Annotated in this window: 9 protein-coding genes and 1 pseudogene (1 of these 10 cut by a window edge); 5 read left to right on the top strand and 5 right to left on the bottom strand. The window is 69.1% G+C overall.

All coding sequences use genetic code 11. From position 1 onward, the window contains the following. A pseudogene (gene serA / locus M1L36_RS11065) lies at positions 1–713 on the bottom strand (phosphoglycerate dehydrogenase) (it extends 870 nt beyond the left edge of the window). Positions 714–907: 194 nt separating this feature from the next. Between serA and M1L36_RS11060 the strand changes: the two are divergent. From M1L36_RS11060 to M1L36_RS11045, 4 genes are all read left to right on the top strand, one after another. After that, the gene (locus M1L36_RS11060) at positions 908–1,276 is read left to right on the top strand and encodes a HalOD1 output domain-containing protein (RefSeq protein WP_250873792.1); all 369 of its coding nucleotides are present in this window, start codon (positions 908–910) and stop codon (positions 1,274–1,276) included. 77 nt (positions 1,277–1,353) lie between these two features. Continuing rightward, entirely contained in the window at positions 1,354–1,986 is a 633-nt protein-coding gene (gene serB, locus M1L36_RS11055; RefSeq protein ID WP_250873791.1) for a phosphoserine phosphatase SerB, read from the top strand. A 112-nt stretch (positions 1,987–2,098) separates the two neighbouring features. Then, positions 2,099–3,040 carry an oxidoreductase gene (locus tag M1L36_RS11050; RefSeq protein WP_250873790.1) on the top strand — a complete coding sequence of 314 codons (942 nt, stop codon included), beginning with the start codon at positions 2,099–2,101 and terminating at the stop codon, positions 3,038–3,040. A 98-nt stretch (positions 3,041–3,138) separates the two neighbouring features. Beyond that, positions 3,139–3,396, top strand: coding sequence for a hypothetical protein (locus M1L36_RS11045; RefSeq protein WP_250873789.1), 258 nt, complete (start codon positions 3,139–3,141; stop codon positions 3,394–3,396). A gap of 22 nt (positions 3,397–3,418) precedes the next feature. Here the strand turns inward: M1L36_RS11045 and metX are convergent, their stop codons facing one another. From metX to M1L36_RS11030, 3 genes are all read right to left on the bottom strand, one after another. Further along, on the bottom strand, positions 3,419–4,663 hold the full coding sequence (metX, locus tag M1L36_RS11040) for a homoserine O-acetyltransferase MetX (RefSeq protein WP_250873788.1): 1,245 nt from the start codon (positions 4,661–4,663) through the stop codon (positions 3,419–3,421). Further along, complete coding sequence (locus M1L36_RS11035; protein ID WP_250873787.1) at positions 4,660–5,973, bottom strand: O-acetylhomoserine aminocarboxypropyltransferase/cysteine synthase family protein; 1,314 nt, start codon at positions 5,971–5,973, stop codon at positions 4,660–4,662. The genes metX and M1L36_RS11035 overlap by 4 nt, the downstream gene beginning before the upstream one ends. 122 nt (positions 5,974–6,095) lie before the next feature. After that, the gene (locus tag M1L36_RS11030) at positions 6,096–9,185 is read right to left on the bottom strand and encodes a right-handed parallel beta-helix repeat-containing protein (RefSeq protein WP_250873786.1); all 3,090 of its coding nucleotides are present in this window, start codon (positions 9,183–9,185) and stop codon (positions 6,096–6,098) included. A 415-nt stretch (positions 9,186–9,600) separates the two neighbouring features. Between M1L36_RS11030 and M1L36_RS11025 the strand changes: the two genes are divergently transcribed. Next, positions 9,601–10,806: an MFS transporter gene (locus M1L36_RS11025; RefSeq protein WP_250873785.1), complete on the top strand. Its 1,206-nt coding sequence runs from the start codon at positions 9,601–9,603 to the stop codon at positions 10,804–10,806. Positions 10,807–10,961: 155 nt separating this feature from the next. On the opposite strand, the gene M1L36_RS11020 is transcribed toward M1L36_RS11025, so the two are convergent. After that, positions 10,962–12,158 (bottom strand): pyridoxal-phosphate-dependent aminotransferase family protein, encoded by a 1,197-nt coding sequence (locus M1L36_RS11020; RefSeq protein ID WP_250873784.1) that lies wholly within the window; start codon positions 12,156–12,158, stop codon positions 10,962–10,964. Positions 12,159–12,244 lie beyond the last annotated feature (86 nt).

The following is a 12,244-nucleotide window of genomic DNA, read 5'->3' as shown; positions in this document are numbered from 1 at the left end:
AGCGCCGTCTCGTCGACGATGCCACCACGTGCGCAGTTGACGAGGTAGCCGCCTTCGAGACGCTGGAGTTCGGCTTCGCCGATGAGGTTCGCCGTCTCGGGGGTGAGCGGCGTGTGGATGGTACAGAAGTCCGCGCGGTCGAGGACGGCTTCGAGGTCCGCGAGTTCGGCACCGAGCTGGTCCGCCCGGGCCTCGCTGATGTAGGGGTCGTACGCGACGAGCTCCATCCCGACGTTGCCGAGTTTCTTCGCGACCTCCTGGCCGACGCGGCCGAGACCGACGACGCCGAGGGTCTTGCCGTTGAGTTCGGTGCCGAGGAAGTCGCCTTTCGCCCACTCGCCCTCTTTGAGGCGGACGTGGGCCTGCGGGATGGAGCGGGCGGCGGCGAACGCCATCGCGACGGTGTGTTCGGCCGCGGCGCGGACGTTGCCCTCTGGTGCGTTGGCGACGACGACGCCGCGTTCGGTGGCGGCGTCGATGTCGATGTTGTCGACGCCGATGCCGGCCCGGCCGACGATGACGAGGTCGGGGGCGGCGTCGAGGAGGGCGGCGTCGACGTCGGTGCCCGAGCGGACGACGAGCGCGCTCGCGTCCCGAATCTGGTCGTGGAGTTCGGTGCCCTCGGCGTCGTACGCCGTCACCACGTCGAGGCCCGCTTCGCGGAGTCGGTCGAGGCCCGCATCGGCGATGGGGTCCGTGACGAGTACCTTCATGCTCCCCTCTCACGGGGCCGGTGAATAACCGTTTGTGACGGCGGCTAACCTTGCAACGTGTCGCTCGGCCACGACGACGGCCGTGACGCCGTTCGTGACCCATAGTGGTGTGGTTGTCACGCGACTAGTACTCTCTTTCGTCCCTAACAGATGAGCCATATTTTATTTACGCATCTGTACCACGATACGAACTGATGGACGGTCCCAGTCGTCGTGTCGACGAACGGACGCTCGTCGGCGACCCGGTCGCGACGAGTCGCTTCGCCCCGGGTGAGGGTGTGTTGCTGTCGACTGTCGTCGACCTCGTCGAAACCGAGCGCCCGGTCGGACCGACCGAGACGCCGCCGCTCGGCGAGTCCGTCGACTGGGACGCTCTCGACCGACTGCTCGACGACGAGGGACGCGCGATGAACGTCGCGTCGGTGACGTTCTCGTACGACCGGTTCGTCGTGCGCATCAGTGGCGACGGTCGGGTCGAACTGTACGACGACCCCGGGGAGGCCGATACCGACGACGGCGACGACGGCGAGGAGTTCCACGCCGGGAAGTCGACCGAACGCTGACCGCGGCGTGGTCGTGGGACGCCGTCAGGAACTGCGCGGACCGGCGCGTGTATGACCCCGCCGGTCGAACGCGGGGTATGCTCGTCGCGTTCGACTTCGACGGCACGCTATCGGACTCGGAGATGACCGTCCTCCTCGGCCGGCGCGTCGGTGCCGCCGACGAGATGGCCCGCATCACCGAGCGCGCGATGAACGACGAACTCGACTACGCTGAGAGTCTCCGCCAGCGCGTCGCGTTGCTAGAGGGACTCTCGACGGAGAGAGCCGAGGGCGCGTTCGGCGACGTGGTGTTGCGACCCGGCGCGGCCGACGTCGTCGCCGCGCTCCACGACGCGGGCCACCACGTCGCCATCCTCACCGGCGGGTTCGAACGTGGCGTCGAGGCCGCGTTGGCCCGAGAGGGCGTCTCGGTCGACACGCTGGTCGCCAACCGCGTGCTGGACGCCGACGGCGCGCTCACCGGCGCGGTCGAGGGCCCCCTCGTCGAGGGGACGAAAGACGACGCGCTCCGCGCCCTCGCCGAGGAGGTCGGCGTCCCGATGGACGAGACCGTGGCGGTCGGCGACGGTGCGAACGACCTCCCGATGCTGGAGGTGGCGGGTCTCGCAGTCGGCTACGACCCGAAACCCGCCGTCGAACCGGCGTGCGACACGGTCGTCACGTCGATGGCCGACCTGCATGACCTGTTCGCCGACCGGGGCCTGCTGTGAGCGGTCGCGCCGCCGACCGACCGACGGGATGCCGACACGCTATTCGTCCGGACGCTCGAACGCCCGGTATGGACCTCCAGTCACCGTCTCGACGCCCGCGGAGTGAACGCCGATGAACTGGGACGCCGACCGAATCCCCGACCAGTCCGGTCGGACCGCCGTCGTCACCGGGGCCAACAGCGGCCTCGGCTTCGAGACCAGTCGCGAACTGGCGGCCGCCGGCGCACACGTCGTCCTCGCGTGTCGTGACACCGAGCGTGGCCGCGAGGCCGCCACCGAAATCCGCGAGGAGACGACCGACGCCTCGCTCGAACTGCTCGAACTCGACCTCGCGGACCTCGCCTCAATCCGGTCGTTCGCCGAGACGTTCGGGCGTCGCCACGACACGCTCGACCTGCTCGTCAACAACGCCGGCGTGATGGCGATTCCACGTCGCGAGACCGACGACGGCTTCGAGATGCAGTTCGGCGTCAATCACCTCGGACACTTCGCGCTCACCGGTCTGGTGCTCGACTCGGTGCGTGCCGCCGACGCCGGTCGGGTCGTCACCGTCTCCAGCGGTGCCCACCAGCGCGGGAAGGTGAACTTCGGCGACCTCCACGGCGAGACCGACTACGACGAGTGGCGCGCGTACGCCCAGAGCAAACTCGCGAACCTCCTGTTCGCCTACGAGCTCCAGCGTCGCCTCCGGGCGGCCGACGCCGCCGCCATCAGCGTCGCCGCCCACCCGGGGTGGGCCGCCACGGAACTCCAGAAACGCGGCCCACAGATGCGTGGCTCGCGTCTCCGGGCGATCATGATGCGCGCCGCCAACAGACTCCTCGCCCAGACCGCCGAGGAGGGCGCACTCCCCATCCTCTACGCCGCGACCGCTCCCGACGTCGTCGGTGGGGCGTACTACGGCCCCGACGGCCTCGCGGAGATGCGCGGCGGCCCCACCCGCGTCGAGTCCACCGAGCGCTCCCACGACCTCGACGCCGCCCGGCGACTCTGGGAGTACTCCGAGAAGGCCACGGACGTCTCGTACTCCCTGCCGCCCCCGAAGTACGTCTGAGCGGAGCAGTCACACGGTCCGCGCTCGTCCCGTAGACACCGCCCCGTCCGTCACGCGTCTGACGCGTGTTTATCTCACAGCGTGACGTTCTCTTCTGCATGAACCCCGTCGCCCTCCCCGGTCGCGCCGTCGGGCGCGTCCTCGCCTGGATGAGCGACAAGCCGCTCGTCGTCTCGGGAGCGGTGATGGCCGTCGCCGCGATGACCGTCCTCGCGATGCGCGTCCAGGCACTCAGCGCTCCGGGGACGACCCTCCAGACCGTCTCGCTCGCCGTCGTGAGCGACGTGCTCGTCGCCCACCCCGCCTACGCCGTCGCCGTCCTCGTCGGCGTCTGGGTCGTCGTGTTCTGGCGGTAGCGACGCCGCCTCCGTTCTCGCCTCACCCATGCCCGAACAGGCTCGCGTGGACCGGCGCGAACCGCGGCCGGTCGTCGTCGGTGGCGTGTTCCGACCCGTCGTCACGGACCGCGCCGCCACGCACACCGTCGCTGAGGAAGTCCCGCAGCGGCGCGTCGAGCGTCTCGGGGTGCGCGAGGAAGGCGTCGTGGCCGTACTCGGAGTCGATGACCGTGTGGGCGACCGAGGTGCCCGACGCGCGGAACGCCTCGGCGATGCGCTCGCCCTGTGCGACCGTGAAGTGCCAGTCGCCGGTGTAGGAGAGACAGAGCACCTCGCCGTCGAAGGCGGCGAGCGCGTCCGCGAGGTCCCGGTAGCCCGCCGCGAGGTCGAACTCGTCCATCGCGCGGGTCAGGTAGAGGTAGGCGTTGGCGTCGAAGCGCTCGGTGAACCGGTCGGCGTTGTAGTCGAGGTACGACTCCACGTCGCGATACGGGAAGAACGCCGCGCCGGGGTCCGAGGAGAACTCCGCACCGTTCTCGGACTGGCCGCGTGTCGCCGAGCGTCGGCCGAAGCGGTCGTCCATCGAGTCCTTCGAGAGGTAGGTGACGTGTGCGAGTTGGCGTGCGAGCGCCAGCCCCTCCGACGGCTCCCGGCCGGTGTCGTAGTAGTCGCCCTCCTGCCAGTCGGGGTCGGTGGTGATAGCCCGGCGGGCGATGCCGTCGAGCGCGAGCAGTTGGGCGTCGAGTCGCGCGCCGGTCGCGATGGCCGCCACCCGCTCGACCCGTTCGGGGTAGCGCCGCGCCCAGTCGAGGGCGTTCATGCCACCCACCGACCCACCGAGGACGGCCGCGAGGCGGTCGACGCCGAGGTGGTCGAGCAGTCGGGCCTGCGCTCGCGTCCAGTCACCGACTGTGACCGGCGGGAAGTCGGTGCCGTAGCGCTCGCCCGTCTCGGGGTTCACGCTCGCCGGTCCCGACGAACCGTAGCAGGAACCGGGGACGGTCGCACAGACGACGAAGAACTCGCGGGTGTCGACGGTCTTCCCGGGGCCGACCACGTCGTCCCACCACGCCGTCGCCTGGTCGGCCGGCGAGGTTCCGCCGTCGGTCAGCGCCCGGTTGGGATTGCGCGCGACGTTGTGGCTCCCGGTGAGCGCGTGGCAGACGAGCACGACGTTCGAGTCGTCGGGAGCGCGCTCGCCGTACGTCTCGTAGGTGAGTTCGAGGTCCTCGACGGACTGCCCGCAGGCGAACTCGAACGGGCCGAGAGAGACCTGTTGGCTCATATCGCTCCCTCCAGGTCCGCGACGATGTCCGCGGGGTCCTCGATACCCACCGAGAGACGCACGAGGTCCGGTGTGACGCCGGAGGCGCGTTGCTCCGATTCGGTCAACTGTGCGTGGGTCGTCGAGGCGGGGTGGATGACGAGCGTCTTCGCGTCGCCGACGTTCGCGAGGAAGCGACTCATCTCGACGTTCTCACAGAGTCGTTTGCCGGCCTCGTAGCCGCCTTCGAGACCGAACGCGACGACGCCACCGAAGCCGCCGTCGAGGTACTCGCTGGCGGTGTCGTGGGTCTCGTGGTCGTCCAGTCCGGGGTAGGTGACCCACGCCACGTCCGGGTGGTCTGTGAGCCACTCGGCGACGTGCTGGGCGTTCGCGCAGTGGCGCTCCATCCGCAGCGCGAGCGTCTGGAGGCCCTGCAGGGTGACCCACGCGTCGAACGGCGACTGCTGGTCGCCGAGCGAGCGCGCGCCACGCTGACGGGCGGCCTCCACGAACGCGCGGTCGCCGTAACGCTCGGCGAACGAGACGCCGTGGAACGCCGGGTTCTCGCCGCCGACTTCGGGGAACTTCTCGGGGAAGTCACTCCACGGGAACGACCCGCCGTCGACGAGGACGCCACCGAGCGTCGTCCCTCCACCGTGAATCCACTTCGTCGTCGACTCCCAGACGAGGTCCGCGCCGTGTTCCAGCGGCCGGCAGAGCGCCGGTGTGGCGAACGTGTTGTCGACGAACAGCGGGACGCCGTGGTCGTGAGCGACGTCGGCGACGGCCTCAACGTCGGCTGTGACGAGCGACGGGTTCCCGATGGTCTCCAGGTGGACGTAAGCGGTGTCGTCGTCGATAGCCGCGGCGTACGCCTGCGGGTCGAGCGTGTCGACGAACCGGGCCTCGATACCGCGACGGGCGGCGGTGTGGCTCAGGTAGGCGTGGGTACCGCCGTAGATGGACGACGCGCTGACGACGTTGTCGCCCGTGCCGGCGAGGACGAGCGTCGCGGCGTCGAGCGCGGCCATCCCCGAGGCAGTACAGAGCGCGCCCGTCCCGCCTTCGAGGTCGGCGAGGCGACGTTCGAGCGTGGCGACGGTCGGGTTCGAGATGCGACCGTAGACGTTCCCGTCGTCGGCCAGCGCGTAGCGGTCGGCCGCGGTGTCGGCGTCGGGGAACTCGTAGGAGGTCGTCTGGTACAGCGGCGTCGCGGCGGCGTCGCTCCCTGACGCGCCGCGGTCGCCCGCGTGGACACACCGGGTGCCGAACCCCCATCCTGTCGGTCGGTTTCGCTCACCTCCGGCTCCGATTCCGTCGTCACTCATGTCTATGGTGCATACGCCTTCGAAAACAAATAACCGCCAGTTACGGCAACGCTTGCTGTCATGCAGATGGTCGGTCGCGCGTCACTGGCGGGTCGTCGGGGCGTGAGCCCCGGTATGGGTCCTCAGGCCTGGTTCGGGAGGTCGCTGGCGTCGACCGGTTCGCCGTCGAGGCGGATCTCGGCGTCGCCCTGGATGTCGAACCAGAGCAGGTCGCCCTCGATGCGGTAGTCGTCGCGCCCGCCGTAGAGCGCGCCGCGAACGACCTGCCCGTCGATGTGGTCGTCGTCGCCGTAGGTCGGCACCCGCTCTGCGGTCCCGTCGACCGCGAACGAGTAGTCCGAAGCGTCGCCGACGAGCGAGAGCACCTTCGACCCGGACTGGCCGTCGCCCGCGCCGTCGTAGCCGCTCCCGACGACGTTCTCGGCGGCGACCGACTCGCCGTTGACCGTCACCGAGACGTCGCCCTCGCAGTCGAAGGCGGTGACGAGTCCCGAGAACAGGTAGGCGTCGGCACCGCCCGCGAGCGCGCCGTTCGCACCCGACTCGGTGACCGAGTCGTCCCGCCCGTAGCCGGGCAGGTAGGCGATGTCGCCGCTCACTTCGAGGTCGTACGGCGCTTCGGCGTCCGACTCGAGCACGATGACGTTCGCCAACCCGACGTCGGTCGACCCACCGGAGACGTCCTCGTCGGACTCACCGGACGAGTCCGTGGAGTCGCTGGACTCACTGGACTCGTCGCCGGACGAGGTGTCGTCGGAGTCGCTGGAGCCGTCGTTCGAGCCGCTCGACTCGTCGCTGGACTCGCCGTCGGACTGTTGGTCCGACCCGGAGTCGCTCTCGCTGGACTCCTCGGAGTCGTCTGCGCTACCAGAGTCGTCGGTGCTCCCGCTCGACCCGCCGCCGAGCGCGGACGTGTCCACCCGCTGGCCGTCGAGGGTGACCGTCGCGTCCCCGCTCACGGTGAACGAGGTGAGGTCGCCCGTGAACCGGTAGGCGTCGGTGCCGCCCGCGAGCACGCCGCGGACGGTGCTGCCGTCGATGCGGTCTTCGGTCCCGTAGCCGGGGTCGAACTCGACGTCGCCGCCGACGGTGAACTCGTACGGCGAGACGGTGTCGGCGGTGAGCCGCAGCGTCCGCGTCTCACCCGACAGCGCGCTGGCACCACCGCGGTCGCCGTCGCCGTCGTCGCTCGACTCCTCACCGTCACCGGACGCTTCACTCGACGAGTCGTCGGAGTCGGATTCGGATTCGGAGGTGTCGTCGGACTCCTCCGACCCATCGCTGGCCTCCGTCGAATCGTCGGACTCGGAGTCGTCGGACTCGGAGTCGTCGGATTCGGAGTCGTCGGACTCGGAGTCGTCGGATTCGGAGTCGTCGGATTCGGAGTCGTCGGATTCGGAGTCGTCGGATTCGGAGTCGTCGGACTCGGAGTCGTCGGATTCGGAGTCGTCGGACTCGGAGTCGTCGGATTCGGAGTCGTCGGATTCGGAGTCGTCGGATTCGGAGTCGTCGGATTCGGAGTCGTCGGATTCGGAGTCGTCGGATTCGGAGTCGTCGGATTCGGAGTCGTCGGACTCGGAGTCGTCGGATTCGGAGTCGTCGGACTCGGAGTCGTCGGAGCCATCACTGCCGTCCGAATCGTCGGTTCCGTCCGACCCGTCGCTGCCGTCGTCGGAGCCGTCACTGCCATCCGACCCGTCGGAGTCGTCCGAACCGCCGTCGTCGTCCGAGCCGTCCTCGGAGCCGCCGGTGTCGCCGCCCGCGCCGGTCCCGTCGTCGTCGGGGAGCGGACAGCTTCCACTGTACGACAGCCCGGAGGTACCGACGTTCGAGCCGGGGGTGACGAGCGCCTCGCCGTTGACGTCGATGGTCGACCGGCGAACGGTGACCCCGCTCGAACTGCGGACGACGACGCCGTCCTGCTCGCCGTCCATCGAGATACAACACGAGGAGATCGACGAGCCGTCGCGCTCTTCGAGTTCGATGGCACCGCGTCGGGGGTTCGACGCCCCGCCGGTGATGCTGCAGTTCTCGATGGTGACCGGGCCGTCGCCGCTGATACGGTCCGGTTCCTCGGCGTAGATGGTCGGGAACCGCGTCTCGTTGCGGAACCGGCAGTTCCGAATCGTCACGTCGCCGGCGGTCGTCTGGACGCGGATGGCCCCGTCGCAGTTGGGGGCGTTCTTGATGGTGAAGTCACAGTCCTCGACGAGACCACCGGTGTAGCCCTTCGAGCCGGATTCGAGCCAGAGCGCGCGGGTGTTGAAGTACGTCCCCGTCTTGTCGGCGCTGTCGGTGTCGACGACGAACGTCGCGCCCTTGATGTACGACCCATCGCCCGCGATGCGGACCGAGGCGATGTCGTTGTTCGCGAAGTAACCGCCCTCGATGCGGACGTCGCCCGACCCACGGCTGGCGTAGATGCCGTTCTCGCCGGCGTTCTCGATCTGTGCGTCCTCGATGTAGATGGTACCCTCGTGTTCCTCGGGAATCAACAGTGCCTGGGTCCCGGAGGGGTAGTCACCGACCGCGCTGCCGCCCGTGCGGACGTAGCGGTCGATGGTCGCCTCGCCGTCGTCGTCGTAGACGACGAACTCCATCCCACGCTGTTTGTTCCGCGGGTTGAACCCGGCGATCTCGACGTTCCTGAGGACGCAGTCGCGGTTCGGCCCGAACGCCAACCCCGCACCGGTCGCGGTGTCGTCGGTCTGTTGCAGCGTGAAGTCGCCGAACAGCCAGCCCTGCCCGAACCGAACGTTGAGGAACTGCTCGTCGTACCCGTCGGGGAAGACGAACTCGACGTCCGAACGGTCGCCGGTCTTCCCGACCATACCGGCGTTGTCGACGCTGTTGAACTCGTGGACCCGTGTGACGAGGTACTCGCCCGGCGGGAACTCGATGAGCGTCCCGTCGTCGAACCCCCGGTCGAGGGCGTCGTCGATGGGACTGTCGCCGTCCGGGTCCATCCCGAGGTCGTCGACGGCGTCGACGACCCGGTCGAACGAGATGCCCGCCCGCGTCTCCGCGGTCGAACGTCCCGAGAAGCCGATGGCCCCGACGGCCGTCGCCGCTCCGAGCTTCAGGTACTGGCGGCGGTCGATGCCACCCAGTGGTCCCCCCTGGTTCGCTCCGTCTTCCGACGATGGTGTGTTATCCGTTGACGCGGTCTTCTGGCGCTGTAGCCCGTCATCTGCTCCGTTTCGCTCCGACATGTCTCGCCCAAGTCGGGACGTGTCTGGGATAAGTAGATTATGGCCGACGTCGTACTCTCACGGGAGAACGTATCCGCCACCGGTAGATTCTCTCTCCTCGATTTCCGGTTTCACAAAAGTACTGGAATTTTTGTACAAGTTCTACGAATGAGAGCTCTACTATCAACACACAATTAGTCTCGAACGAACGACAGTACTTCGTTTCGAGGCGTCGCCCCCTGCCGTCGAATCAACTCGTGCGCCCGGAGTGTCACGACACGGTGAACGAGTGTGGTCAGACGAGCGTGACGTTCTCCGCGAAGGACTATACCCAAACACCCTGCACACGACGTGTCCGTGCCACGGTACCCATCGACAGTGCTCTCCGCGGGGCTGGCTCCGACGCCGTTAGAAGGAACGGGCACGTAGCCCCGATGTGACCTCCCGTCGCGCGCGCGTCGTCCTCGCTGCCACCGTCTTCGCGGTGCTGTTCGCGCAGGTGCTGTTGTACCCCGGCGTGACGGACCTCGTCGGGGCGCTCGGCGCGACGACGGACCTCGACGCGAGCACGTGGTTCCTCGCCAGCGAGTTCGCCGGCTTCGTCCTGTTCGCCGGTCTCTGGGGGGCGTTCTCGGACCGCCTCGGCCAGCGCGTCCCGCTGATAACGGCCGGTGCGCTCGGCGGCGCGGCGGGCTACGCACTCCTCGCGTCGCTCCCACAGGGTGTCTCCTTCGAGACGGTGCTGGTCGTCCGGTTCGTCCAGGGCGCGTTCACCATCGGCGCGTTCTCCCTGGCGATGACGACGCTGATGGATTTGGACGGCGGCCACGGCCGGAACATGGGCGCGGCCGGCATCGCCATCGGCCTCGGCACCGCGATGGGCGCACCAGTCGGGGGCCGCCTGACCGGCGTGGACCCGCTCGCACCGGTCGCCGCCGCCGCCGTCCTGCTCGCGCTCGCCGGCCTCGTCGTCCTGCTCGTCCGCGGAGACACGCCCGTCCCCGAACCCGGGAGCCGCGAGGAGACGCTGACGGCCGCGTTCGCCCTCGTCCGCGACCGCCCGGCGTTCGCCCTCCCCTACGCCTTCGGCTTCATCGACCGCCTCACCGCGGGGTTCTTCGCGCTCGTCGGCACCGTCTACCTCCGGGAGGCGTTCGCGCTCGACGCCGCGACGACGGGCCTCGTCCTCGCCTGTTTCTTCGCCCCCTTCGCCCTGCTCCAGTACCCGATGGGCATCGTCTCCGACCGTATCGGCCGGCGCATCCCCATCGCGCTCGGATCGACGCTGTACGGGGTCGTCGTCGTCGTCGTGGTGTTCATGCCGACCGTCCCGCTGGTCGCGCTGGCACTCGTCGCCACCGGCGTCACGGGCGCGTTCATGGCCCCCGCGACGATGGCGCTCGTCACCGACCTCGCCCGGCCCGACGAGCGGGGCGTCGCTATGGGCGGGTACAACGTCGTCGGGTCGCTGGGCTTCCTCGTCGGCATCGTCGTCGGCGGCGTGCTCGCCGGCGGGTTCGGCTACACCCTCGCGTTCGTCGTCGTCGGCGGTCTCGAAGTCGCGCTGGCGCTGGCGGCGCTCCCGGCGCTCTCGCGACTCGCGCCCGACCCCTCGGCGTCCGCACCGACCGACGCCGTCTGACCCTCGGGTCGCTTCGAAAGCGTCTTGACTCACAACCGTGGACGGAGCGTAGCGGTCGAACCGTGTTGACCCGGTCGGTGGTGCCGACTCGTGTCGTGTTCTCTGACCGCTCTCGAAACCCGCCGAGCGGTGCGCAAAACCAGATCGCTGCCGCGCTATTCTCCCAGCACGTCGCGAACGGCCGTCACACCCGCCTCAGGGTCACAGTCGACGCCCACGTCGACCAGTGCCTCGCCGACGGTGCGGACGCCCCGCGCTATCTGGTCGGGGGTGAGGTTCCCCATGTTGCTCACGCGGAAGATGTCGCCCCCGAGGTGGGCCTGGCCCCCCGAGATACTGACGTTGCGCTCCTTCACGGCGTCGAAGAACGCCGTCGAGTCGTCGCCGCGAATCGACTCGGGCAGCGACATCGCGGTGAGCGTGTTCGAGCGCACGGTCGGCCCCTCGGTCTCGGGGAACGGGTCCAGACCGAGCGCGGCGAACCCCTCCTGGAACGCCTTCGCCTGTCGGCGGTGGCGTTCGATGCGGTTCGGCATCCCCTCCTCGTGGATCTCCTCGACCGCCACCGCGAGCGCGCGGAACAGCGGGACGGCGCTCGTAAACGGCGTCTGGTGGGACTCGGCCTTCCGGAGGTGCCACGCCATGTCCGAGTAGAAGGGGATGCCCTCGCCGTCGCTCGCCTCGTTTCGCTCGCGGGCGACCGCGGCGGCGCGGTCGGTGACGAAGATGGCGCTGATTCCCGGCGGCGCGGCGAGCGCCTTCTGCCCGTCGGTGATGGCGACGTCGACACCCCAGTCGTCGATTCGGAACACGTCGCCGCCGACGCTGGTGACGCCGTCGACGACGAACAGCGCGTCGTGGTCGGCGGTGATATCGCCGATGGCGGACACCGGGTTGAGCAGGCCGGTCGAGGTCTCGTTGTGGACGACCGTCACCAGCGCGGTGTCGTCGGTGACGGCCTCCTCGACGGCGTCGAGGTCGAACGACTGGCCCCACTCGACCTCGACGCGTTTCACCTGCGCGTAGCGGTCGGCGATGCGGGCGAACCGTCGCCCGAACTTCCCGTTGACCAGCGCCACCACCTCGTCGTCGGGGCCGACGAGGTTCGAGACGGCCATCTCCATCCCCATCGTCGCCGTCCCGTTGAGGACGAGCGAGGTGCCCTCGCCCGTGGACTCCCCCGAGAGCGTCGAGGCGGTGAATATCTCGTCGAGTCCGTCCTGTGCGCGCTCGTAGGTCGCCTCGAACTCGGCCGACCGGTGCGAGACCATCTCACCGTCCATCGCGGTTCGGACCGACTCCGAGAGCGGCACCGGACCCGGGTTGAGCAGCAGGAAATCGTCGTCGGACATGGTCGGCAGTTGGACGGCGAGCGGATAAACGTCTCCTCCTTCGCAAACCTCGCCGAGGATTCCCCTGTTGCCGTGACGTGAATACG

This window comes from Halomarina rubra (assembly GCF_023699475.1).
Taxonomy (GTDB): domain Archaea; phylum Halobacteriota; class Halobacteria; order Halobacteriales; family Haloarculaceae; genus Halomarina; species Halomarina rubra.
The sequence above is the reverse complement of the archived record's forward strand: the minus strand, read 5'-3'. Positions and strand labels throughout refer to the sequence as shown.